The organism is Thalassolituus sp. UBA3500, assembly GCF_002377545.1.
GTDB lineage: Bacteria > Pseudomonadota > Gammaproteobacteria > Pseudomonadales > Oceanobacteraceae > Thalassolituus.
In genome coordinates this window covers 1-23,463 of sequence record NZ_DFQB01000028.1, presented here as the reverse complement: position 1 = coordinate 23,463, position 23,463 = coordinate 1, and the positions used below count along the sequence as shown (strand labels likewise).

The following is a 23,463-nucleotide window of genomic DNA, read 5'->3' as shown; positions in this document are numbered from 1 at the left end:
GCCGTGGCCGCGGTCGAGTTCGAGAATCCATTCCGCACAGTTATCGAGAAAGTAACGGTCGTGGGTAATGGCCACGACGGTGCCTGGGTATTCTTCGAGGAATTTCTCCAGCCAACCGACTGATTCAGCATCCAGGTGGTTGGTCGGTTCGTCCAGAAGCAACATATCTGGCTTGGACATCAGCAGACGACACAGCGCGACACGACGGCGCTCACCACCAGACAGCTTAGTGACATCCGCATCCCATGGCGGCAGGCGCAGGGCATCGGCGGCGATTTCCATCTGCCGATCAACATCGTGGCCATCAGACGCTTCAATAATGGCTTCCAGCTTGCCCTGTTTTTTTGCCAATTCATCGAAATCCGCATCAGGCTCAGCATAAGCGGCATACACCTGTTCAAGCTCGGCCTTGGCATTCATCAGCTCGCTGAGACCATCTTCAACGTTGCCGCGCACGTCTTTCGCCGGATCGAGCTCTGGCTCCTGAGGAAGGTAACCAATATTGAGGTCCGGCTGAGGACGAGCCTCACCGATAATATCAGTATCAATGCCCGCCATGATTTTGAGCAGGGTTGATTTACCTGCACCATTCAGGCCCAGAACGCCAATTTTAGCGCCCGGAAAAAAGGACAAAGAGATGTCACGCAGGATCTGTCGCTTAGGTGGAACAATCTTCCCTAAGCGGTTCATAGTGAATACGTACTGTGCCATGGGCATCGCCTCCGCAATGTATTTCGCCGCAACGCTACTGAAAAGCCCATAGAAAGGCAAATAAAGCCCATTATGATGGGTCTCTGGTTGTGAAGGTGACAGACAATGACTAAGGTTAATAACCATAATCAGTCGTTAACGGACACCGCTTTACATGCTCCCGCATCATGGAGCCCCAGAGGCTAAACTTCACTCAGCCGCCACTCACCGGGCAAATACTCCCCTGTTTGTGCTGAGCTTTATATTTTTGACTGTCGTTCTCAGTTTTCAGAGCTGGCAGCAATGGCAGACCGCACGGCACGCCTACAGCATTGACATCGAACGGACGCTCGACCATTACAAGCGCCAGTCAGAACTGATCATTAAAGCAGGGCTTCACGCTAACCAGATATTCACTCGCAGTTATGGCGATCAGCTCGAAGTGTATGCCACTCACCCGGAGGCCGCCGACACCGACGACCTGTGGGGACACGTCAGTGCAGCGATTTTCAATGCGACCGGTTTTTTTGTTACCGATGAAAACGGCAAAGTACTCAACCACTACGGCAGCCTGCTGAGCCCGAGTGAAACCAGTGATATTGAAAACGAATTACGTGCGCAGGGATTAGACAAAGCCATTTTTTCATTACGCTATGGCCACCTGGGCGGTTACTACGTTGGTACGCGCTTCAACACCAGCAACGGCCCCATGATTATGGTATCCCGTCGCGCATACAGTCACCTCTCAGAAATCATTTTCAGGGGCGGATTTAATGGGTTCGAAATGGTGCTTTTTGATCGCCGAGATAACACAGTGTCTATCCGCGAGCAGTTCTATTCAGACACGCTGCACCCTAGTCCTCTGACACAAAACGAGACCGACAACATTCTCTATCGCGACAATATTCCAATGTCGCCCTGGGATATTCTGGCTCTGCCTGTTCAGGGGTACTGGAAGCAACAGGTTATTGAAAGCATCCGTATACCGGCCACTTTTCTGGTGGTGTTCGCCATCCTTCTCGTCGTTTTACGTCGTTACCTGAGCCAGCAAGGTGAAGCCGTTGTTGCCCTGCAAAAGGCCACACAAGAGACCGAACGACGCGCCGACAGAGTTTTACGCTCTATTGATGAAGCCTTCATCTCCACCGACCACAAAGGCAATATTGATTACCTGAATCCCAAAGCTCTGTCGTTGCTTGGTCGCGCAGAGCCAGAGCCGGTTCTGGGTATGCCTCTGACTGATATTTGGCCAGCATCAGACGCCCTCTGGAACACAGGGCTGACACCGGAAGCGATTGAAGGCCTGAAACCTGATCAACGTGTTATGCACGTCCCACACACTGGCGGAAAGCATATTCTCGAGCAGAAAATGCAGATGCTTTACGACAACAAGCAAGTCAGTGGCTATGTCTGGTTACTCAGGGACATCACCGAATCAGAGCAGGCGAAAGCGGCACTGGAACATAGCAGAACCCGCTACAAAACCCTGTTTGAAGAAGCCGGTATTGCTCATGGCCTTCTGGATCTGAGCGAATTTGATGGCAATGTTGAAACGCTGAAAGTAGTCAGCGTCAATGAAGCGACCCTGCAGCTGGGCGATTTCGATACCGCCGAAGCAATGGGGGCACATTATCAGCGCCATCCAGAATCCCTGACGCCTCTACTGAAAGCGCTGACCAGCAGTCAGTCTCTCCGGCTGCAGCAAAACGAATGCGAGCTCACCCTGCGCGACCGTAATGGCCGCTCAATCGATATCTGGGCGAGTATCAGCTTCCGCACGAATGCCAGTCATCAGGTGTTGCTGACCATGCTGGATATCACTGAGCGCAAGCAGGCAACTGAAAAAATCCGTGAACGCGAAGCGTTCTGGATGCATGTCATGGAGGCCATGCCCGATGTGGTTTACGTACTCGACGTTAACGACCGCCTGGAACAGAAAACCATTTTTTCTAACCGTCACGTTGCGCAACTCTTAGGGTTCCCGGATAGCCGCGAATACATTGAACGCAGCTGGATGGATTACGTCATTGAAGACGACCTCGCACGCTGCCGCGACGGACTCAGAAACATCAGAAATTCCATCAATGGCCAAACCATTGAAACCACCGCCCGTTTTCTGAATGTCGATGGCGAAATCCGGGTGATTAAATTCCGCGATACGCCATTCACCTATGACCGTGACGGCAAGGTAGAGCGCTACATAGGTACCGGCAGAGACGTCACCGCAGACATTGAAAAGCAGGAACAGATCGTCGAAAGCGAACGACGCTACCGCCTGCTGGCTGAGAACATGAATGATATTGTCTGGGCCACCGATGCCCAGCTCAATTTCAATTTCGTCAGTACCTCAGTGCAGCGCCTGCTGGGATACCAGCCTGAAGATCTGACCAATGGCGGCGTCGCCCGGATATTCTCCCGCCCCGACCTCAAGCGACTTGGCAAAGCGTTGCAGCACCAGATACAGATCGCAATCAACAGCCCAGAAACAGCCAAACGTCGCAGTACCGTCATTCGGGAAGACTTCTATGCCTCGGCCAGTAATGGCAGTCGCGTACTTCTGGAGCTGCAAGCCAGCCTGCTTTGGAATGATAAGGGAGAGCTACAAGGGCTTTTAGGTATCTGCAGAGATGTCACCGAGTCACGTAGCATCGAACAGGAGCTACAACTTGCGGCGGAAGTGTTCGAAAACAGTAACGAGGCCATCCTGATCACGGATCAGAAACTCAGAATCGCCAATACGAACCGGGCCTTCCAGCACATCACCGGATATTCCGCCGAAGATGTCACCGGCAAAACACCTGACTTTCTGATTTCTTCAGAACAATACGAAGAAGACCTGATTGAAAAAATCGGCGAGCGCCTGATGGTGGATGGTTACTGGCAAGGCGAAATTTCGTATCGCCGCAGCCAGGGCGATATCCGTACTGGCTGGGCCGGAGTCAGTGCGATTCGTGACCAGAACCGCGAAGTTCAGAGCCTGATCATCATTATGTCAGACATTACAGAACGCAAAGCCAGTGAAGAACGCATCCACAAGCTTGCGTATTACGATCCCCTGACGGCCCTGCCAAATCGCAGTCAGATGCACGAGACATTAGATGGCATGCTAAAGCGAGCACGTAAGCAGGGCCTATGGGTGGTGCTGCTGTTTATCGACCTTGACCGCTTCAAACCGATTAACGACTCAATGGGCCACCCTGCAGGTGACGAGGTACTGAAGCAAGTGGCTGGGCGTCTGCGTAACTGTGTTAAACAACGTGATCTTGTCTGTCGTATGGGCGGTGATGAATTCACCATTGCAATCGCGGATCAGCCAAGTCACAACGCCGCGTCAGATACTGCGATCATCGTTGCCGAACGTATTCTGGAATCACTACATCAGTCATTTAACCTGAACCAGCGTGAAGTATTTATCAGCGCCAGTATCGGGATCTCTGTTTATCCTAATGACGGTAACAGCGTTATTGAGCTGCTGAAAAATGCCGATATGGCGATGTATCACGCGAAAGACATGGGGCGTGACAACATGCAATTCTTCACAGCCTCCATGAATCGCAAGGCGGTCCAGTTACTGGAACTGGAAAATGACCTGCGCCATGCCCTCGCCCGTGACGAAATGCAGCTCTATTTTCAGCCGCAATATCGCACCGACAGTGAAAAAGCTGTCGGCGTCGAGGTGCTGCTACGCTGGATTCACCCGACGCGCGGCATGATCTCGCCCGGCACCTTTATCCCCATCATCGAGGACACTGGGCTTATTGTGCCGATTGGTCAATGGGTGCTCGAAGAGAGCTGCCGTTGTTTTGTACGCTGGCAGGCCGAGCAACAACTGGGGCTTGAGCGAATTGCGGTAAACGTCTCCGCACGACAGTTCCGTTCGGAAGACTTCCTCAACGTGGTGAAAGACATCATCATCCGCACTGGTATACGGCCAGAACAGTTGGAGCTGGAACTCACCGAAAGCATCCTGATGGAAGACGTCGAGCTGGCCATGGAAACCCTGCGAGGCTTACGCGCCGCCGGGGTGAAAACAGCGATTGACGATTTCGGCACAGGCTACTCCTCACTGAACTACCTCAAGCAGTTCCCGGTAGATACCTTGAAAATCGACCGCAGTTTCATCCAGAACCTGCCAGAGAACGCCGACGACGCTCAGATCTCACGAACCATCATTGCCATGGGCCACAACCTTGGTATGGGGATCATTGCTGAGGGGGTCGAAACCGCCGAACAACTGACCTTCCTGCAAATGGCCAAATGCGAAGAGGTTCAGGGGTTCTATTTCAGTAAACCGGTCGATGAGACAACCCTGATTAAGGATCTTGGCAACAGCTGAACATCAGTCATGTTGATATGACACCTTCTCAAGTGCGAGGCGCACAACTTTGCGGTAGAATGTGCACCTCAAAAAATTTCTGATTATCCTACTTGAGGAAGCCCTGATGTTTAGCCGTGATATGAACATAGCGGATTTCGACCCAGATCTGTGGTCAGCGATGCAGTCTGAGGATGCCCGTCAGGAGCATCACATTGAGCTGATCGCCTCTGAAAACTACACCAGCCCACGCGTGATGGAAGCACAGGGCTCTCAGCTGACTAACAAGTACGCCGAAGGTTACCCAGGCAAGCGTTACTACGGTGGCTGCGAACACGTCGACGTAATCGAGCAACTGGCGATCGACCGTGCTAAAGAACTGTTCGGTGCTGGCTACGCTAACGTTCAGCCACACTCTGGCTCACAGGCAAACGCAGCGGTTTACTTCGCATTGTGTCAGCCTGGCGATACAATTCTGGGCATGAGCCTCGCACACGGTGGTCACCTGACTCACGGCGCGTCTGTATCTTTCTCTGGTCGCGTATACAACGCAGTTCAGTACGGTCTGAACCCAGAAACTGGCGAAATCGACTACGAAGAAGTAGAACGCCTGGCTCGTGAGCACAAGCCTAAAATGATCGTTGCTGGCTTCTCTGCCTACTCACGCGTCGTAGACTGGAAGAAATTCCGTGAGATCGCCGACGAAGTGGGCGCTTACCTGTTTGTCGATATGGCACACATCGCAGGTCTGGTTGCGGCTGGCGTATACCCATCCCCTGTGGGTATCGCAGACGTCGTGACCACCACGACCCACAAAACACTGCGCGGTCCTCGTGGCGGCCTGATTCTGGCCAACGACGACGAAGATCTGAACAAGAAATTTAACTTCGCTGTATTCCCTGAGTCTCAGGGTGGCCCACTGATGCACGTGATCGCCGCAAAAGCAGTGTGCTTCAAAGAAGCCATGAGCCAGGAATACAAAGACTACCAGGCTCAGGTGGTCAAGAATGCTCAAGCGATGGCTGAAACCTTCATCAGCCGCGGCATCAACGTGGTATCTGGCGGTACTGATGACCACCTGTTCCTGGTTGATCTGATCGGTAAAGAGTACACAGGTAAAGATGCAGACGCGGCTCTGGGTCGTGCCAACATCACTGTGAACAAGAACTCTGTACCTAACGATCCTCGCTCACCGTTCGTGACCTCTGGTCTGCGTATCGGTAGCCCGGCCATTACCAGTCGTGGTTTCAAAGAAGAGCAGGCGACCCAGCTGGCTGGCTGGATCTGCGACATTCTTGATGGTCTGGAGAAAGGTGAATCTGAAGCCGTTGAAGCATCAGTAAAAGAGAAAGTTGTCGCACTTTGCGAACAGTTCCCTGTGTACAAGTAAGCACTGGATCTCTGAAAAACCGGCCAGATGGCCGGTTTTTTTATGCCTGAAATTTGAGACAGGTCACTCTCAGACCCGGCCTGCGTCACACATATGTCACAAAGTTTTCATAGAGTAGTCACGCTTTAGATCCAAGCCGGCAACAGAGGATTCCCACATGTCCGATTCATGGAAACCCGTGACCTATGTACAGCTCATTAACCTGATGAGCCATAATGAAAGCCAGCTGGAGGAGAGTTTTCGCCCTTTCTGGAACGCTATCCGACTACCTGCCGCCGAATTATGGCAACAGCACCCCTGGGGCAATGAAGGGTGTGGATTCTGGGTACTGGCGACCGCTGGCCGTCACTGCATCTACTACAACGATCTGACCGAAGGTTTCTCTGTAGGTCAGTTCGAACGCTGGGGCCACATAATCAATTACCAGAAGTCGAAAGCTGGTCTGCAGCATGCGATAGACAGCCTGCTGCAACAGGAGCCTCTGACTGAAAGCGCATAAAGAAGACTCCCTTCTGACATGCGCTGGCCAGATATAACCTGTCTGGCCTTGGGCAATTTAATGACCCAGATCATATTTTGATTTCACATCACTCCCGCAAGAAGCAGTATGTCGGTTCAGCACCCCTGAAACGTATATAACGCACCTCTGCCACTCGAAAATCTTGGCTGGCTCCCCCCTACTTTCTCGTGCCAGCCAGTTGTTCAATAGCCTCAGATAACCAACAACAACCTCACTACAACACAGGATTTTCAATATGACTGAGGCCGCTACTACATCCACCACGACTCGCATGACCGCTGGCGAGCGTGCAGGCATCCCTCCGCGTCGTATGGACTTCGAGTTTGGTGACGATACCAAGCGCTACTGGTATGCAGACAACGCGTTTCTGACCACGTTCTGGACCACGCTTTCGGCACTGTTTCCAGCTGGTGAAACCTTCTTTATCGACTCTGTTAAGAACTACCGTCATGTTGTCAAAGATCAGAAGCTGAAAGACGAGATCTCCGGCTTTATCGGTCAGGAGGCTCTGCACACTAAAGAGCATCAGGCATTCAATGACATGGCGGATCGTCATGGTCTGCCAAGCGGTCGCATCGATAAGGAACTCTGGAGCCTTCTAGGCCTGACCAAAAAAATCTTTCCGAAGAAGCTACAGCTGGCGACCACAGTGGCTCTGGAACACTACACTGCAATTCTTGCGGAGCAGCTTCTGCGCGACACCGAGCACCAGGAGAATATTCAGGATCGCGAAGCGCTGAAACTCTGGATGTGGCACGCTCTGGAAGAAAACGAGCACAAGTCCGTGGCCTACGATGTGTACGAACTGATCGGTGGCGGCTACTTTACGCGTATTTTTGCCATGATCGTGGCCACCATTGGTTTTATTGTCTTTGTGGGGCAGGGCCACCTGCGCATGCTGTGGGCGAACGGCACCCTTTTCGATATCAAAGACAATGCCAAAGGCTTCTGGAAACTGCTGGGCTGGAAAGGCCTCTTCCCACGCCTGTTGTTCAAGTATCTCGACTTCTATCGCCCGGGCTTCCACCCCAACGATCACGACACAGTGAGACTACTGGAAGACTGGCGTGAGCGCATGCTGCAGGATGGCGGTCTGCTGTCAGAGCAGACCTACAGCAAGTCCAAAGCTGCCTGAAGCAGACGCTCTATCAGGTAACTTATAAGCAATGGCCGGAATTACTCCGGCCATTTCTTATTTTGATCATAATTCACTGATTGTTGCCCGCTCGCCACGTTCTTGAATCTGCGAACTTCTTCTAAATTGTAGGACATAGCGCAATGACAGATATGCGCTCCCTAATAAGGTATAGAAAACAAGAGGCAGGTTTTCGTATGGCTACTATGACACAAGCACAGGGAACTCCACGCATCACCGCTGGCGAGCGAGCAGGTATTCCGCCCCGCCGCATGGACTTCGAATTCCCGGAAGAGACCACAAAATACTGGTACGGCGACAGCGCCTTTCTGACCACGTTCTGGGTGACTCTCTCCGCCCTGTTCCCAGAAGGTGAAGACTTCTTTGTAGACAGCGTAAAGAACTACCGCAAAGACATTAAAGATCAGAAACTGAAAGACGAAGTCTCAGGCTTTATTGGCCAGGAAGCACTTCACAGCAAAGAACACGAAGCCTTCAACGACATGGCTGAAAAGCACGGCCTGCCAGCATTAACGCTGGATAAAGAGCTCGGGGTTCTGTTCCGCCTGATCCGCAAATATGTGCCGAAGAAAATGCAGCTCGCACTGACTGTGGCTCTGGAACATTACACCGCGATCATTGCTGAGCAGCTTCTGCGTGAAGATTTCCACCAGGAAATGTTTCGTGATCGCGAAGCACTGAAACTCTGGATGTGGCACGCGCTCGAAGAAAACGAACACAAGACCGTCGCGTTTGATGTCTACAACCAGGTTGGCGGTGGTTACTTCACCCGCGTGGGCACCATGCTGATAGGAACACTGGTGTTTGCTGTCGTCGTTGTCAGTGGTCACATTCGTCTACTCAAGGCCGATGGCCAACTGACTAACTGGAAAGCCAACTGGCGCGGCCTGAAATTTCTTTGGGGCTGGAAGGGCCTGTTCCCTCGCCTGGGTCGTCAGTACTTCGATTTCTACCGCCCGGGCTTCCACCCTAGCGACCATGATACCGAAGCGCTGCTCGAAAGCTGGCGCCAGCGCATGCTGAACGATGGTGGCCTGTTAGCCGAACAAACGTACAGCAAAAGCCGTAAGGGCTGACCCTGTTACACTGCTGAAGCCGGGTTTCTGACCCTGCTTCGGCAGATTTCTATTACTTTCTATAGTTTCAGTAAATCTGATTTGGCCGTTATATACCCCCCTGGCAAAGAAAAACCCCCTCTGAAATTGCCATATTTGACAGAAAATCACCGATTCGGACCTATTAGACATCTGTTTAACACCCCGCTACGGCGATTTGAGCCACAACTTACCCTTCCTTGTCTTTAAGACACCCCCGGCCATGCGCAAAATTTGGCATAGAGATACCTTCAACTGGACAGTCTGGCCACGTCTAATAGACTCAACAAAACAACATCTACAACAAACACAAACCAAAGCAGGTGTATCGTATGACTACTACAGCTACCGCTACTGCCCCAACTGGCAAGGTACGCATGACTGCAGGTGAGCGTGCAGGTATTCCGCCGCGCCGTATGGATTTCGAATTTTCAGAAGATTCCAAGCGCTACTGGTACGCGGATAACTCATTCCTGACGACTTTCTGGACGACTTTGTCCTCACTATTCCCAGAAGGCGAAACCTTCTTCGTTGATTCCGTGAAAAACTATCGTCACGAGATCAAAGACCAGCTGCTGAAAGATCAGGTGTCTGGCTTCATCGGTCAGGAAGCAATGCACTCGAAAGAGCACGCGGCTTTCAATGACATCGCAGAACGCCATGGTCTGCCAGCCAACAAACTGGATAAAGAACTGGGCATGCTATTCAAGCTGGGCCGCAAGATTCTGCCGAAGAAACTTCAGCTGGCTATCACCGTAGCGCTTGAGCACTACACAGCGATTCTGGCTGAGCAGCTGCTGCGTGACGAACGCCACCAGGAAAACATCCAGGACCCAGAAGCTCTGAAACTGTGGATGTGGCACGCGCTCGAAGAAAATGAACACAAGATTGTTGCATACGATGTGTACGAAACCATCGGCGGCGGTTACTTCACTCGCGTATTCGCGATGCTGGTTTCAACCATCTTCTTCTTCGCGATTGTTGGTCAGGGTCACATCCGCCTGATGTGGGCAGACCGTAGCCTGTTCAAAATGAAGGATAACCTGAAAGGTCTCTGGTTCCTGTGGGGTTGGAAAGGTCTCTTCCCTCAGTTGTTCTTCAAGTACATGGATTACTTCCGTCCGGGCTTCCACCCGAACGACCACGACACCGTTCAGCTGCTGGACGACTGGCGTGAAAAAATGCTGCAGGAGGGTGGCATGCTGGCTGACCAGATCAAGAACCCTTCGCACGTTCGCACTAAGGCTGCTTAATCAGCCGACAGGCAAACGGAACATTCCGTTCTTGTCAGGGGGCCGCATCAGCGGCCCTTTTTTATTGCTGCATGGACCGAACCTGAGTACCATTGCGGCCATATTTCCTCCGCTTTTATTCGAACGGAACGCTCTTTAATATGCATTGCCCTTTCTGCGCACATCCGGAAACCAAAGTCATAGACTCACGTCTTGTGGCTGACGGTGAACAAATCCGTCGGCGCCGGGAATGCATCCTCTGTGGTGAGCGTTTCACCACCTTTGAAACCGCCGAACTCGTCATGCCGCGAGTGATCAAGCAAGACGGAAAACGCGAACCCTTTGATGAAGACAAACTTCGCTCTGGCATTCAGCGCGCCCTTGAAAAGCGCCCTGTCAGTATTGAGTCCATCGAAGCGGCCATTACCCACATCAAACAAAAGCTCAGAGCCACGGGTGAGCGCGAAGTCGCCAGTCGTGATGTTGGCGAATGGGTGATGGACGAGCTGCGCTCCTTAGACGAGGTCGCGTTCGTGCGTTTTGCGTCGGTTTACCGCAGCTTTAAAGATCTGGAAGAATTCCGCGCCGAGATTGAGCGCATCAGCCTGAAGGCAGCCTCGCCTGCGGTTGTTAAAGCCGTTGAGAATTCGCCCTCTCTGACAGGCAATGACCCCCATGAGAGTGATCACAGCCAGAAGGAATCATCATGAGCTGCCAGTCAACCGCAGACGTGAAGTGGATGGCTGAAGCCCTCCGATTGGCAAAAAAAGGGCGGTTTACCACCAGTCCTAACCCGCGCGTGGGCTGCGTTATCGTCAAAGACGGAATCAAAGTCGGCGAAGGCTGGCACCAGAAAGCCGGCGAACCCCACGCTGAGGTTCACGCTTTGCGTGCCGCCGGTGATAAAGCACAAGGCGCGACCGCCTACGTCACGCTGGAACCCTGTAGTCACTATGGGCGAACCCCCCCTTGCGCAGAAGGGCTGATCAAAGCCGGCGTATCCAGAGTCGTTGGCGCTGTCCGCGACCCGAATCCAAGCGTCGCCGGGCGCGGATACGAGATGCTCAGACAAGCTGGTATTGAGGTTGTAGAGTCGTGTCTTGAGCCAGAAGCAGATGCCATTAATGCGGGGTTTATGAAGCGCATGCGCACAGGCCTTCCTTATGTGCGTATCAAGCTCGCCATGAGCCTGGACGGGCGCACTGCAATGGCGTCCGGCGAGAGCCAATGGATCACTGGCAGTAGCGCGAGACGGGACGTTCAGAAGCTCAGAGCACAAAGCTGTGCGATAATTACAGGTGCGGACAGCGTGATTCTTGATAACCCGTCCATGACGGTTCGACCTGAAGAGGCGGAGCTGGATATTCCAGAGGCTCTGCGCCGACAACCGCTGCGAGTAATCATTGACGGGACACACCGCGTGAACGGCGAGGCCGCCATCTTTGATAAAGCCGGCGACATCCTGATTGCCAGTCGCACGCCCCCGGTCACCGCGATCAGTCGTGATGAAACTATTGGGCGGCTCGGCTACTGGGCAGGCGATCTCGATGGTAATACTGACATCGAAGGACTATTGCGCCATCTCGCTTCTGAGGGCAACAACGAAATCCTGGTAGAAAGCGGCGCAAAACTCGCCGGCGCCTTTGTCAGTGCAGGCCTCGCCGACGAACTTATCGTATACTGCGCGCCAACATTACTCGGAAGTGACGCGCGGCCACTGCTATCATTGCCATTCAGCAAGATGAAACAGCAGATCCGCTGGCAATGGCAGGACGTTCGTATGGTCGGAAATGACCTGCGTCTGACCCTACGCCCCGATACTTCCACTGCAGCAGAAAGGGCCTGACGTGTTTACCGGTATTATTGAAGCGGTTGGTAAAATAGCCAGTACCCGATCTGAGCAAGGTGATCTGCGTCTTCGGATCAGTACAGGCAACCTCGATCTGAGCGACGTAAAACTCGGCGACAGCATTGCAACCAATGGTGTCTGCCTGACCGTTGTTGCTGCCCATGCCGACGGTTTTGAAGCTGATGTTTCACGAGAGTCTCTGGCTCACACGCGTATTGCTCAATGGTCACCCGGAACAAAGGTAAACCTTGAGAAAGCGATGCTGCCAACGACCCGCATGGGCGGCCATATTGTCAGTGGTCATGTCGACGGTGTAGGTGTTGTCCGCGGACGCAAAGCTGATGCGCGCTCAATCCGCTTTGACATAGAAGTGCCCGCCGATCTGCGTCGCTACATTGCCGCTAAAGGCTCAGTCACCGTCGATGGTGTCAGCCTGACAACGAACGCACTGACAGCAACAGGTTTTGAATTGAATATTGTGCCTCATACGGCACAGGAAACGACTCTGGCCGACCTGGAAGCCGGAGCAGAAGTCCACCTTGAGGTCGACGTGATTGCACGTTACCTCGAGCAGCTTCTGGGACAAAAAACACACGATGAAAGTCGCCTGACACCAGCGTTCCTCGCTGAGAACGGCTTCTGGAAATAACCGGGAAGTATTATGGCTCTGAACAGTATCGAAGAAATTATTGCCGATATCCGCGATGGTAAAATGGTTATCCTGATGGATGACGAGGATCGCGAAAACGAAGGCGATATCATTGTAGCGTCTGAGAAAGTCACCCCCGACATCATCAACTTTATGGCAACAGAAGCCCGCGGTCTGATCTGCCTGACCCTGACGGGTGAGCGCTGTGATTATCTGGGTCTGCCGTCAATGGTCGCGGGCAACGGCGCTAAGTTCTCTACACCATTTACCGTATCTATCGAAGCGGCAGAAGGCGTTACCACCGGTATTTCAGCGGCTGACCGCGCAGCTACGATTCTTGCAGCGGTAAACCCTATGGGTAAGCCCGATGACATCGTACAGCCTGGTCATATCTTTCCGCTACGCGCCCGCCCTGGCGGCGTACTGAGCCGTGCAGGTCATACCGAAGCGGGCTGCGACCTTGCGCGCCTGGCTGGTCTGATTCCATCAGCGGCCATTGTTGAAGTCATGAACGCCGACGGCACCATGGCCCGCCGCCCTGACCTCGAAGTCTTCGCAGAAAAACACGGCCTGAAAGTCGGCACTATTGCCGACCTGATTCAATACCGTATGGCGAACGAGAAAACCATTGAAGTCGTCTCTGAAGATAAAGCACATACCGAATTCGGTGACTTTAACCTGATCACTTTCCGCGACACGATTCAGAACGAAACGCACCTCGCATTGACGATGGGCGACATTGAGCCCGAAGAACCGACTCTGGTTCGCGTGCAGACCAATAATATGATCCGTGACGTTCTGGGCTTGCGCACCTGCGAATCTGGTAGCTGGTCTTCGACGGCGGCACTGGAGCATATTGCGAAAGAAGGCAAAGGCGTTCTGGTCCTGCTTTCAGCCGATCAAAAAGAAGACGTCAGCGCGTCACTCGACAACTTCTTTGGTCGCGCCAAGCCCATGCGCAGTCCGAATACAGACAGCAGCGGTGCCTTTCTGACCATTGGCACCGGTTCTCAGATTCTGCGTGAACTGAACGTCCGTAAGATGCGACTGCTCAGTTCCGAAATGAAATACAGTGGCATATCCGGTTTTGATCTTGAAATCACCGAATATCTGCCATTCAGCGAATAATTGACCGACAGGAAATCATTATGAAAGACATCCGTACAATTGAAGGGAATCTGACCCCGAACGATGGTAAGTACGCCATCGTAGTTGGCCGCTGGAACGCCTTTGTTGTTGAAAGCCTGCTTGAAGGTGCTGTCGACTCACTGACGCGTCACGGCGTAAAGAAAGAAGACATTACTATCATCCGCGCACCAGGTGCTGTCGAGATTCCACTGGTTGTGAAAAAAGCAGCGGCGTCTGGCAACTACGATGCTGTCATCGCTCTGGGTGCGGTGATTCGTGGTGGTACTCCGCACTTTGAATTTGTTGCCGGCGAATGCTCAAAAGGCCTGGCCTCCGTGATGATGGAATACGATATTCCGGTCGCTTTCGGTGTCCTGACCGTCGACACCATCGAACAAGCCATCGAACGCTCTGGTACCAAGGCAGGTAACAAGGGTGAAGAAGCAGCAATGTCAGCCTTTGAAATGGTTGCACTGCTCAAAGCTATGGAGGCGTAAGGACAATGTCCCGAGCTTCTGGCCATCAAAAATCCAGCCCGGCTGCACGCCGTAAAGCGCGCCGCTTTGCATTGCAGGCACTGTATCAATGGCAAGTGTCTGGTAGCGGCCTTGGCGATATCGAAGCCGAATTCCGCACTGATAACGACATGAGCAAAGTGGATGACGAATATTTCCATGACATCCTTCATGGCGTGCCGAAAGAAAAGAGCGTGCTGGACGAGAAAATTCAGCCCTTCCTGGATCGTCGCCTCGATGAGCTGACTCCAGTTGAACTGGCTATTCTTCGTTTAGGTGCCTTCGAAATGTGCCACCGTATCGACGTTCCTTACAAGGTCGTCATTAACGAGGCTATTGAGCTGGCAAAGACTTTCGGCGCAACCGATGGTCACAAATACGTTAACGGTGTGCTCGATAAGCTGGCACAACGCGAACGTATGGTCGAAATTCGCGGCGGAAAACGCTGAGTTTTGCCGCAGTCTTCAGAGTTTGACCTGATCCGCGACTGCTTTTCTACCGGCTACCCGGCAGCAAGCGACTTGCTGCTGGGGATCGGTGATGACTGCTCCCTGATCACTCCCCCCGCCGATATGGAACTCGCCCAGAGCATTGATACTCAGGTCGCGGGCGTACATTTTCCTGCTGACGCTCCTCCCGGCTTAATTGCTGGCCGCGCTCTGCGCTGCGCCACCAGCGACCTTGCCGCGATGGGTGCCGTACCACAGGGCTTTCATCTTGCTCTGACACTCAATAACAGCGAAGACTGGTTTCTTCGCGACCTTGCCGCAGGACTGCGCCTGACTGCAAACACGCTGAATATGCCATTACTAGGTGGCGATACGACCTACGGTGAACACCTGACCATTACCGTTGCTGTGCAAGGCTGGCTGCCCCGCGGGCTTGGCTTACGTCGCGATGCAGCACGTCCGGGCCAGGATATCTGGCTGACGGGAAAAGTCGGCGGTGCAGCACTGATCCTCGACGAGGTATTAAGAGACCCGACAAGAGACGACCAATACACCGCGCCCTATTATCACCCCAGGGTTCACTTATCTTTCGGACACCTATTACTCAGCCTCGCCACCGCGGCGATCGATATTTCTGATGGTTTGATTCAGGACACGCGCCACATCGCCAATGCATCCGGCGTCGTCATGAATCTGGATGCTGAAAAAATTCCGACAGCTGTCAGTGGGGAACATCCGCGCTGGCACGAATGTCTGACCGGTGGTGATGATTATCAGCTACTGTTTACGGCTCCCGCTGATGCCCGTGAGCGCATTGAAGCCTGTGCACTTACAGCACGGTTGCGCGAGTGCCAGATCGTAGGTGAAGTCACCGCGGGCGACGCAGATGTCTGCGTCCACAAAAATAATGAATTACTGGTATTCAGCAAAGAAGGGTACACCCACTTCCGTAACTGATACTGCTCTGAGATTCACACAGGACGATTGCCATGAATACTCACAAACCATTCCTTGCCGTACTGGGCGCACTGTTTCTTACCCTCTGTATGAGCGCACCGGCACTCAGTGATAGTGCTTACATTGATGTCAGTGGTCAGGGAAAACTGGATGTTTATCCGGACTTCCTGACACTGTCCGTTGAACTCAGTGCCACAGAAAAAGACCTCGTGAGCGCCAAAAACAAGGTCGATGACGCTTTCGCCCAGCTATCTGAGGTTGCAGAGAAGCACGGCATCGCCGAAGACGATATCGAGTCAGTGCGTATCAGCAACTACCCCCAGTGGGAATATCAGGGCAATGGTAAACGCCAGCTGATCGGTCACCGGGTCATCCGTCCGGTCACTATCACTCTGCGGTCGTTGCAAAAATATGGCCCGTTTCTTGAAGAAGTTCTGATCGACGAGCGTTACCGCATCCAGAACACCAGCCTTGGCTTCGATAAGCCCGCAGAGCACGAAAGCAAAGCTCGCCGTCTGGCCCTGCTGGATGCCAAAGCTAAGGCTGAAGAAATGGCCGCAACGCTTGGGCAGAAAATCACAGGCGTGATCTGGATTCAGGAGCAGGCGGCTCACTTCCCTCAGCCCGTAATGATGCTGGAAAGTGCCCCCATGATGCGTTCGGCAAAAGCCGACAGTGGTAGCGGTATGAAAATTCAGGAGCAGACGATAAGCCAGCAGGTTCAGGTCCGCTTCGAAATGGATGAAGATTAAACCGATGAGCGAGACTCCAACGATTCCAGCGGGTCGTTACCGCCACTACAAGGGCAGCGACTATGAAGTGTTCGGTCTGGTAAGGCACAGTGAGACGGAAGAATGGCTGGTCCACTACCGGACACTCTACGGTGACTTCAGCCACTGGGTCCGCCCACTGGCGATGTTCACCGAACAGGTCAATACCTCAGAAGGGACACAACCACGCTTCCGCTTCGTCGAGGACAACATCGGAGACATTGAGTGACTCCTGCCGTGAACGCCGCTAAAAAAGCTGGCATAACATACGAGCTGCTTGAATACAGCCATGACGCTACCGCTGAGAGTTATGGTCTTGAAGCAGCGGAGAAGCTTGGGCTGAACCCAGACAGTGTATTCAAAACATTGCTGGTCAGCCTGAGCGGCCACAAAAGCGCGTTGGCTGTTGCCGTCTTGCCCGTCTCACACACTCTAAGCCTGAAGTCCATCGCCAAGGCGCTGGGCGCAAAGAAGGCCGACATGGCCGACCCGAAATTAGCAGAGCGAACCACCGGTTACGTCGTAGGAGGCATCAGTCCATTAGGACAAAAGAAAGCGCTACCTACCGTAATCGACCTCTCTGCTCAGGCGTTACCGAATATTCATATCAGTGCCGGACGTCGCGGATTGGAAATTGCTTTGAGTGCTGACGATCTGGCGACATTGAGCAGAGGCATTTTCGCAAAAATTACGGCAGAATAGGCCTTTTACATCAAGGCACTCTAGGCTGTTCATGAACGCCCCGCGATTATCACATGTATTACTACTCACCTTGCTTATTCATCTTGCGGGCTGCGCACCGCTGGAGTATCAGGCCGTTCAGCTAGACTCACCGGAGCAGCCTGTTCAGACAGACGGCTACATCACTAAGGAAGTCAGCGAAGGGGTGTACGTTATTGAGGTTCGCCACGAGAACCTTCCCGCCATGATGCTGCAAAAAGAAAAAACGCTGAATAACCTCAAAGACATCTGGCACAGACGCGCCTCGGAACTCTGCAAGAAAGGCTATCAGGGCGAACCTGAAATTATTCGCCCTGACGAAGCCCGTACGGATGAGTTTTACTGCACTCTTAATGTTTGTCAGAAATACTTATTGGCCTCAGGCGTAGCTTATTGCAAAGCGACTTACGAGCTCTGATCTGACTCGGTGAGCGCCTGAGGGTCCAACAGGGATTCCAGCTCCTGACGGCTCAGGTCGGTCATTTCTTCCGCGACCTCCAGCACCGGCCGTCCCTGTTTGTAGGCGGCCTTAGCAATCTCCGCCGCTTTCAGATAGCCAATCACCGGATTCAGCGCCGTGACTAACACCGGGTTTTTCGAAAGCGGCCCAGCAACCTGTTCTTCCCGCACTTTAAACCCAAGGATGGCATCATCCGCCAGGCTGGACGCAGAGCGCGTCATCAACGCCAGACTGTCGAGTAACTTACTGGCCAGCAAGGGCAGCATGACATTTAACTCGAAGTTGCCCGACTGCCCCGCCACCGTGATGCTGGTGTCATTGCCAATTACCTGAGCCGACGCCATGGCAACTGCCTCGGGAATGACCGGGTTGACCTTACCCGGCATAATCGAAGACCCAGGCTGCAACGCGGGCAATTCAATTTCGCCTAAGCCCGCCAGCGGCCCTGAATTCATCCAGCGCAGATCATTACTTATTTTCATCAACGCAACGGCCAGCGTCTTTAATACACCTGAAACAGAGACAACAACATCCTGTGCGCCCATGCCCGCAAACCGGTTTTCAGCCGGATAAAAATTCAGGCCGGTCAGCTCGTTAAGTCGCTCACAAACGGCCTCAGAAAAGCCTCCTGAAGCGTTTACCCCAGTACCCACAGCGGTACCACCGATGACCAACCCCTGAAGTTCACCACCCGCATCTTCCAGTTTACGCATAGCGTGCTGGATCTGCGCTGACCAGCCACCTAACACCTGATCGAAACGCACCGGCATGGCATCCATTAAATGCGTGCGGCCTGTTTTAGTGATGTGCGCAAGAGAGACGGCCTTCTGCTCCAGCACCTCAACCAGATGCGCCAATGCCGGCAACAGCTCATTCTCCAGAGCAACTGCTGCCGCGATATGCATGGCCGAGGGAATAACATCATTGCTGCTCTGGCCGCTGTTTACATCGTCATTTGGGGATACTTCCTCGCCCAGGTTCCGCGACGCCAGCGTTGCCAGTACCTCATTGGCATTCATATTAGAACTGGTTCCAGACCCTGTCTGAAAGACATCCACCGGGAAGTGCGACATCAGTTCTGCCGACCCCTGCAGCTGAATCACCGACGCTACGATCGCATCTGTGCGCGCCTGATCCAATTGATCCAGAGCCGCGTTCGCCTCCGCTGCTGCACGCTTCAAATCAAGCAAAGCGCGGATAAATGCGATCGGCATTGGCGTCCCGGCAATGGCAAAATTATCAATCGCCCGCTGCGTCTGTGCGCCATATAGCGCATCCGCCGGCACCTGCACTTCGCCCATGCTGTCACGTTCGGTGCGGAATTCAGTCGTCATACAAGGGCTCCGTAAATCGAGTCATAGTTAATTAATTGGTGTAAATCCGGGCGTGCGAGTTCCATCTTAGAATCAGGCACCTACAAGAAACCGGCGTATATCCCGCTCTTGGCGATATACGTGCAGAATAAACACCTTGCTGTTCTCAATTCGGTAGAAGACGCGACAAGGGTCAACAATAACTTCGCGGTAAGGAAAACCCTCGAGTTCCAGAGGGAAACGCCCGGATTCGGGAAAACGAGACAGACGTTCAACCGCGTTGAACACTCGCTGTACCAGTTCACCTGCGGCAACTGGATTCGATAACGCTATATACTCGGCCAGCGAGTCAAGATCCTGAACAGCAGGCTTCGTCCAGATCAGTTCAGCAGGTGTTACTTCATCCATTTTGAAAGCCGATCCTTAGCTTCACTCTGAGACATAACGCGACCATCCTTGACCGCTTGCTCACCGCGGGCGATCCCTTCAAGGATGCTCATCCGGGTCATCAACTGCTCGTAGTCATGCACATCCAGCAAATACGCTGAAGGCTGACCATGTTCTGTAATCAACACAGGCTCTTTGGTTTCGTGAAGATCAGCAAGGATGCGCGTTGCCTGGCGCTTCAGGCTGGTAACAAGCTCGGTTTTCATGACTGATCCTCGACAAGAGAAAGTATCACTATAGTATCACTTTCTAATTTCAACAAGTACAAACCAGCTCCAACCGGCGAAGTCATGAATGCCATTCATCACCTGAAGATTCGGGGTAGCGCTTTCGCCCCTGTATTGTCAGTCCACAATTCTGACAGCTAATTGGCTTATTTACCCCATAACCCAACAGTCTTAAATAACTATGAAACCGATTTCCACATTTGGGACACCTGGTTCTTCTGATATATGCCCAATAAACGCCAACATATACAGGGAAGATGATTTTCACCAGCAGCACTGATACTTCCCGCTTTTCAGCAGAAAAATAGTACGCGATCGCGAAAAAAGTCAGAAAGAATGACAGATATATCATCCATTCCGTTCGCTGAATTTTCTTTAACGCTTTCAGTAACTCAGTATCCATAGAATTTCTCAGCAATAAAAAAGGCTGCATACGCAGCCTCTTTTAAATCAGAACAATTAACTATTAAGCAGTCTTGTTCTTCTTACGGTTCTGGTTCGCCTGCAGTTTCATAACTGCAACGATGACCTTCTGGTACCACGAACCCATGGTACGAACCATCAGGTCGAAAGCAACCGCATCCGGGCCGATCAGTACGCGACGCTTGTTTTTCTTCACACCGTTCAGAATGGTCTTAGCCGCTTTGTCTGGCGTGGTGATGAACAGGCGTTCGAATTCGGCTTTAGAGGCATCAGCATCAGCGCCAGTGATTTCAGACGACTTCTCATTAAAACGGGTCGACTGAGCGATGTTGGTTTTGATACCACCTGGGTGTACACAGGTAGTACTTACACAAGAACCTGCAATATCCAGATCCTGACGCAGAGATTCGGTCAGACCGCGTACCGCGAACTTAGATGCGTTGTAGCCGCTCATCAGGGGCTGAGACGCCAGACCTGCCGCACAGAAAGCAACCAGCGAAACCGCTTTGCTCCACGTTGTCATTTTTTTCATGTTTGTGTCTCAGAGTAATGTTGTCATCCCCTCGTCACCGAGAGGTCGTTGCGGGCCCGACGACAAACTATATCCAGACCATAAAAAACGACTAATTTAGAATTTTTGCAGATGCTATTGATTCTCTTTATTTGTCATAAACAGACAGGAGAGCTATCACACGCGCGTGCGGAGAAATAAGCAGGGCGCTACAGAAAGCCAGAGCGCCTGCCCTGCCTTGTCCGGAAAAATCACTGACAAACACCCGACTTACCATTAACGGCCAAACAGACGTCAGCACAGACCAGTTTTCTACCCGCGAGCGCAAAGCACGTGACCATGGCGTCGGCATCTGCTTTATTGGCTGACCTCTGAACAATAAAAACAAAAGGTAAAAATCATGAAGACTATGACGGTATTAAGGGTCGCCCCGGTCGCTTTCGCTGCACTGCTGCAGGGCTGTTTTGGTGGTGGAGAACCCGGTGACGGTGAATACAGCCAGGATCTCTCGAATCCGGGCACCCACGAAATCTGCTCGTATGAAGACAATCTCGACAACGACGGCTATGCCTCCGCCCGCATGTCTTACCCGTGTGACCTGAGCGAGGTCAGCTATCCGTCTACCACCCTCACCGGCGGCTTTACCAATACCAAAGAGCAGATGTTCTGGCTTGCAGATCACCTTACTAGTCACGGCATTGTTGTTCTCACCATCACCCCGACAAATCCACTGTCGGTACCGCCGATCTGGCGCAAAGCTCATATCTCTGGTTTCAACGTACTCGCAGCTGAGAATAATCGCGTCGACAGCCCATTAGAAGGTAAGTTGGATCTCGAGAAGCGCAACATCATGGGTTATTCGATGGGTGGCGGTGGCGCCATCATGGCCGCCGAAGAAATGATCGAAAAGCCGGCCAGTATGATCGCTCTGGCACCTTGGCTGGGCGCCTACAACGTCGACTACACCCAGATCACAGTGCCAAGCATGATCGTGGGTGCCGCCGAAGACATCGTGGCAGTCAACAGCGAAGTCTATTACCCGCAGTTCCGTTCTGATATCGAACGCGGCCTGGCGATGATCTCTGACGCCAGCCACCTCGACTTCATCAGCACCGGTGATGAGATCGAACAGATGCGCATCCGTACTATGGTAACTGCCTTCCTGGAAGTTCAGCTGAAAGATAATAACGCCGCTTACAGTTACTTCGACGGGGAAGAACACGAAGAGCACGTCGCCGAAGGGTGGTTCACCGCATACGATTATCAGCGTGACTGATTAATGCGGCCAAAAGGCAGCCAGATGTTTTTGAGGCTGCCTTTCCATGCCAGACTGCAAACCACTTATTCAGCAGATACACCTACCTGACGCTTATGGACAGAGATGCCTCGTGCATACCGCTCGGTCACATACTGACTTATTTCTCCATCCGCGAAAAACCCAGTTTCGAAGAGGAACTTGGCCTTCAGATGCTGGATACCGAACGGGCATCCAGACTGAAACACGTTCAGGACCTGATCGAAATCAGCATGGGGATGGATCACAACGAGGCCTTCCTGAACGTCGGCGTCGATCTCTCTGATGGCGTCGTAAAAGACAGGTTTATTTCTACCGGGCAGGTCGTTGGCTTGGTTGACCAGGCGGTGACGCTCTTCAATATGCCCTACCTGGGTTTATTTATCGGCAACATAATGACCGTCTCTCACTACGGGATGGCCGGTCTTGCCGTCGTTTGTCAGCCATCACTTCATGAAGCCTGCCTGCTGCTTTCCCGGTTTTGTAGTGAATACTTTCCTCCTCTGGATATATCAGCCCATGTTAGTGAAAAAGAAAGTTGGATGACCATTGAAGAGAATATTTCTCTCGCTCCCTACACCGAATTTTTTATCGAGCTCAATTTTGTCAGTATCTACAACATGCTCTCTGACCTCGCCGGTGGCGACCCGGAGATGATGCCAACACGAATAGAATTTGCCTATCCAAAGCCACCTTGGGGCCACCTGTACCAGCGCTACTTTAATTGCCCAGTTTACTTTGATCGCCCACAGAACCGTATGATTGGGCACAGTGCAGGCGCACACAAAGAACTGCCACTGGCAAACCGCCTGATGGCCCTGACCGCAGAGAAAGCCTTCCTGCAGCGAATCCCAACCCGGGCGATGAAATACCTACCACTGAAACTCAGAAATTTCCTGATCCGCTCGTACGGGGCGAATCCGTCGCTGGATACCGCAGCCAAAGAAATGGGGCTGAGCAGCCGCACATTGCGTCGTAAGCTTGCCGAAGAAGGTACCAGCTATAAGAACGAAGTCGAAAAAATACAGGCACGCTTCGCACGGGAATACTTTGCCCGGGGTGGCAACTCAGTCACCGAGTTATCAACTTCATTGGGGTTTGCTCATACCTCAGCCTTCAGCCGGGCATTTAAGCGCTGGACCGGGCAGAGCCCGAGTGAGTATATGGAAAAGCTAGGGCAGAAATAAAAAAGGCTGCGGTCGCAGCCTTTTTCAATTCAGAACCCGGGCAATTACGCCGCTTTGTTCTTCTTACGGTTCTGATTCGCCTGCAGTTTCATAACTGCAACGATGACCTTCTGGTACCACGAACCCATGGTACGAACCATCAGGTCGAAAGCAACCGCATCCGGGCC

24 protein-coding genes are annotated in these 23,463 nt (G+C 52.6%); 19 read left to right on the top strand and 5 right to left on the bottom strand.

Features of this window, described 5'->3' with window-relative positions; all coding sequences use genetic code 11:
- Window positions 1–711 (bottom strand): ATP-binding cassette domain-containing protein (locus B2R29_RS06935; protein WP_301180378.1); only part of this gene is annotated, 711 nt, incomplete at its 3' end.
- Between the two features lie 247 nt (window positions 712–958).
- On the opposite strand from B2R29_RS06935, the gene B2R29_RS06930 reads away from it, so the two are divergent.
- The 17 genes from B2R29_RS06930 to B2R29_RS06850 all read left to right on the top strand — a co-directional run bounded on the left by B2R29_RS06930 (window position 959) and on the right by B2R29_RS06850 (window position 17,852).
- Entirely contained in the window at window positions 959–5,026 is a 4,068-nt protein-coding gene (locus B2R29_RS06930) for a sensor domain-containing protein (protein WP_301180377.1), read from the top strand.
- Window positions 5,027–5,132: 106 nt separating this feature from the next.
- Window positions 5,133–6,395: a serine hydroxymethyltransferase gene (glyA, locus tag B2R29_RS06925; protein WP_301180376.1), complete on the top strand. Its 1,263-nt coding sequence runs from the start codon at window positions 5,133–5,135 to the stop codon at window positions 6,393–6,395.
- Window positions 6,396–6,552: 157 nt separating this feature from the next.
- Window positions 6,553–6,894 (top strand): hypothetical protein, encoded by a 342-nt coding sequence (locus B2R29_RS06920; RefSeq protein WP_301180375.1) that lies wholly within the window; start codon window positions 6,553–6,555, stop codon window positions 6,892–6,894.
- 256 nt (window positions 6,895–7,150) lie between these two features.
- Entirely contained in the window at window positions 7,151–8,050 is a 900-nt protein-coding gene (locus B2R29_RS06915; protein ID WP_301180374.1) for a metal-dependent hydrolase, read from the top strand.
- 197 nt (window positions 8,051–8,247) lie between these two features.
- A complete protein-coding gene (locus B2R29_RS06910; protein WP_301180373.1) occupies window positions 8,248–9,147 on the top strand; it encodes a metal-dependent hydrolase in 900 nt (299 codons plus the stop codon).
- Window positions 9,148–9,497: 350 nt separating this feature from the next.
- On the top strand, window positions 9,498–10,418 hold the full coding sequence (locus tag B2R29_RS06905; protein WP_301180372.1) for a metal-dependent hydrolase: 921 nt from the start codon (window positions 9,498–9,500) through the stop codon (window positions 10,416–10,418).
- Between the two features lie 140 nt (window positions 10,419–10,558).
- Entirely contained in the window at window positions 10,559–11,107 is a 549-nt protein-coding gene (gene nrdR / locus B2R29_RS06900) for a transcriptional regulator NrdR (RefSeq protein WP_301180371.1), read from the top strand.
- Entirely contained in the window at window positions 11,104–12,243 is a 1,140-nt protein-coding gene (gene ribD, locus B2R29_RS06895) for a bifunctional diaminohydroxyphosphoribosylaminopyrimidine deaminase/5-amino-6-(5-phosphoribosylamino)uracil reductase RibD (RefSeq protein ID WP_301180370.1), read from the top strand. Before nrdR ends, ribD begins: the two co-directional genes overlap by 4 nt.
- 1 nt (window position 12,244) lies before the next feature.
- Window positions 12,245–12,895, top strand: coding sequence for a riboflavin synthase (locus B2R29_RS06890; protein ID WP_301180369.1), 651 nt, complete (start codon window positions 12,245–12,247; stop codon window positions 12,893–12,895).
- A 12-nt stretch (window positions 12,896–12,907) separates the two neighbouring features.
- The gene (gene ribBA / locus B2R29_RS06885) at window positions 12,908–14,023 is read left to right on the top strand and encodes a bifunctional 3,4-dihydroxy-2-butanone-4-phosphate synthase/GTP cyclohydrolase II (RefSeq protein ID WP_301180368.1); all 1,116 of its coding nucleotides are present in this window, start codon (window positions 12,908–12,910) and stop codon (window positions 14,021–14,023) included.
- Between the two features lie 20 nt (window positions 14,024–14,043).
- Window positions 14,044–14,520 carry a 6,7-dimethyl-8-ribityllumazine synthase gene (gene ribE, locus B2R29_RS06880; RefSeq protein ID WP_301180367.1) on the top strand — a complete coding sequence of 159 codons (477 nt, stop codon included), beginning with the start codon at window positions 14,044–14,046 and terminating at the stop codon, window positions 14,518–14,520.
- Window positions 14,521–14,525: 5 nt separating this feature from the next.
- On the top strand, window positions 14,526–14,987 hold the full coding sequence (gene nusB / locus B2R29_RS06875; protein ID WP_301180366.1) for a transcription antitermination factor NusB: 462 nt from the start codon (window positions 14,526–14,528) through the stop codon (window positions 14,985–14,987).
- 3 nt (window positions 14,988–14,990) lie between these two features.
- The gene (gene thiL, locus B2R29_RS06870) at window positions 14,991–15,944 is read left to right on the top strand and encodes a thiamine-phosphate kinase (protein ID WP_301180365.1); all 954 of its coding nucleotides are present in this window, start codon (window positions 14,991–14,993) and stop codon (window positions 15,942–15,944) included.
- A 32-nt stretch (window positions 15,945–15,976) separates the two neighbouring features.
- Entirely contained in the window at window positions 15,977–16,696 is a 720-nt protein-coding gene (locus tag B2R29_RS06865) for an SIMPL domain-containing protein (RefSeq protein WP_301180364.1), read from the top strand.
- A 4-nt stretch (window positions 16,697–16,700) separates the two neighbouring features.
- Window positions 16,701–16,943: a DUF1653 domain-containing protein gene (locus B2R29_RS06860; RefSeq protein WP_301180363.1), complete on the top strand. Its 243-nt coding sequence runs from the start codon at window positions 16,701–16,703 to the stop codon at window positions 16,941–16,943.
- The gene (ybaK, locus tag B2R29_RS06855; RefSeq protein ID WP_301180362.1) at window positions 16,940–17,416 is read left to right on the top strand and encodes a Cys-tRNA(Pro) deacylase; all 477 of its coding nucleotides are present in this window, start codon (window positions 16,940–16,942) and stop codon (window positions 17,414–17,416) included. The genes B2R29_RS06860 and ybaK overlap by 4 nt, the downstream gene beginning before the upstream one ends.
- A 31-nt stretch (window positions 17,417–17,447) precedes the next feature.
- Window positions 17,448–17,852: a hypothetical protein gene (locus B2R29_RS06850; protein ID WP_301180361.1), complete on the top strand. Its 405-nt coding sequence runs from the start codon at window positions 17,448–17,450 to the stop codon at window positions 17,850–17,852.
- Here B2R29_RS06850 and B2R29_RS06845 read toward each other — a convergent pair.
- The 4 genes from B2R29_RS06845 to B2R29_RS06830 all read right to left on the bottom strand — a co-directional run bounded on the left by B2R29_RS06845 (window position 17,840) and on the right by B2R29_RS06830 (window position 20,836).
- Window positions 17,840–19,228 (bottom strand): class II fumarate hydratase, encoded by a 1,389-nt coding sequence (locus B2R29_RS06845; protein WP_301180360.1) that lies wholly within the window; start codon window positions 19,226–19,228, stop codon window positions 17,840–17,842. The genes B2R29_RS06850 and B2R29_RS06845 overlap by 13 nt on opposite strands.
- A gap of 72 nt (window positions 19,229–19,300) precedes the next feature.
- A complete protein-coding gene (locus B2R29_RS06840) occupies window positions 19,301–19,615 on the bottom strand; it encodes a type II toxin-antitoxin system RelE/ParE family toxin (RefSeq protein WP_301180359.1) in 315 nt (104 codons plus the stop codon).
- Window positions 19,603–19,860, bottom strand: a complete 258-nt coding sequence (locus tag B2R29_RS06835; protein WP_301180358.1) for a type II toxin-antitoxin system Phd/YefM family antitoxin — start codon at window positions 19,858–19,860, stop codon at window positions 19,603–19,605. The genes B2R29_RS06840 and B2R29_RS06835 overlap by 13 nt, the downstream gene beginning before the upstream one ends.
- A gap of 487 nt (window positions 19,861–20,347) precedes the next feature.
- Window positions 20,348–20,836 (bottom strand): SDR family NAD(P)-dependent oxidoreductase, encoded by a 489-nt coding sequence (locus B2R29_RS06830; RefSeq protein WP_301180357.1) that lies wholly within the window; start codon window positions 20,834–20,836, stop codon window positions 20,348–20,350.
- A gap of 379 nt (window positions 20,837–21,215) precedes the next feature.
- On the opposite strand from B2R29_RS06830, the gene B2R29_RS06825 reads away from it, so the two are divergent.
- Together B2R29_RS06825 and B2R29_RS06820 are read left to right on the top strand one after the other, a co-directional pair.
- Entirely contained in the window at window positions 21,216–22,091 is an 876-nt protein-coding gene (locus tag B2R29_RS06825) for a hypothetical protein (protein ID WP_301180356.1), read from the top strand.
- A gap of 95 nt (window positions 22,092–22,186) precedes the next feature.
- Window positions 22,187–23,296 carry an AraC family transcriptional regulator gene (locus tag B2R29_RS06820; RefSeq protein WP_301180355.1) on the top strand — a complete coding sequence of 370 codons (1,110 nt, stop codon included), beginning with the start codon at window positions 22,187–22,189 and terminating at the stop codon, window positions 23,294–23,296.
- The last annotated feature ends 167 nt before the right edge of the window (window positions 23,297–23,463 follow it).

Excerpts from the sequence above, each read along its gene's own strand:
- ribBA (WP_301180368.1), top strand. The coding sequence starts at position 12,908 with ATGGCTCTGAACAGTATCGAAGAAATTATTGCCGATATCCGCGATGGT.
- ribE (WP_301180367.1), top strand. The coding sequence starts at position 14,044 with ATGAAAGACATCCGTACAATTGAAGGGAATCTGACCCCGAACGATGGT.
- B2R29_RS06825 (WP_301180356.1), top strand. The coding sequence starts at position 21,216 with ATGAAGACTATGACGGTATTAAGGGTCGCCCCGGTCGCTTTCGCTGCA.
- nrdR (WP_301180371.1), top strand. The coding sequence starts at position 10,559 with ATGCATTGCCCTTTCTGCGCACATCCGGAAACCAAAGTCATAGACTCA.
- B2R29_RS06920 (WP_301180375.1), top strand. The coding sequence starts at position 6,553 with ATGTCCGATTCATGGAAACCCGTGACCTATGTACAGCTCATTAACCTG.
- B2R29_RS06860 (WP_301180363.1), top strand. The coding sequence starts at position 16,701 with ATGAGCGAGACTCCAACGATTCCAGCGGGTCGTTACCGCCACTACAAG.
- B2R29_RS06905 (WP_301180372.1), top strand. The coding sequence starts at position 9,498 with ATGACTACTACAGCTACCGCTACTGCCCCAACTGGCAAGGTACGCATG.
- B2R29_RS06845 (WP_301180360.1), bottom strand. The coding sequence starts at position 19,228 with ATGACGACTGAATTCCGCACCGAACGTGACAGCATGGGCGAAGTGCAG.
- B2R29_RS06840 (WP_301180359.1), bottom strand. The coding sequence starts at position 19,615 with ATGGATGAAGTAACACCTGCTGAACTGATCTGGACGAAGCCTGCTGTT.
- B2R29_RS06835 (WP_301180358.1), bottom strand. The coding sequence starts at position 19,860 with ATGAAAACCGAGCTTGTTACCAGCCTGAAGCGCCAGGCAACGCGCATC.
- ribD (WP_301180370.1), top strand. The coding sequence starts at position 11,104 with ATGAGCTGCCAGTCAACCGCAGACGTGAAGTGGATGGCTGAAGCCCTC.
- nusB (WP_301180366.1), top strand. The coding sequence starts at position 14,526 with ATGTCCCGAGCTTCTGGCCATCAAAAATCCAGCCCGGCTGCACGCCGT.
- B2R29_RS06850 (WP_301180361.1), top strand. The coding sequence starts at position 17,448 with ATGAACGCCCCGCGATTATCACATGTATTACTACTCACCTTGCTTATT.
- B2R29_RS06820 (WP_301180355.1), top strand. The coding sequence starts at position 22,187 with ATGGACAGAGATGCCTCGTGCATACCGCTCGGTCACATACTGACTTAT.
- B2R29_RS06910 (WP_301180373.1), top strand. The coding sequence starts at position 8,248 with ATGGCTACTATGACACAAGCACAGGGAACTCCACGCATCACCGCTGGC.
- B2R29_RS06865 (WP_301180364.1), top strand. The coding sequence starts at position 15,977 with ATGAATACTCACAAACCATTCCTTGCCGTACTGGGCGCACTGTTTCTT.
- B2R29_RS06830 (WP_301180357.1), bottom strand. The coding sequence starts at position 20,836 with ATGAAAAAAATGACAACGTGGAGCAAAGCGGTTTCGCTGGTTGCTTTC.
- glyA (WP_301180376.1), top strand. The coding sequence starts at position 5,133 with ATGTTTAGCCGTGATATGAACATAGCGGATTTCGACCCAGATCTGTGG.
- B2R29_RS06915 (WP_301180374.1), top strand. The coding sequence starts at position 7,151 with ATGACTGAGGCCGCTACTACATCCACCACGACTCGCATGACCGCTGGC.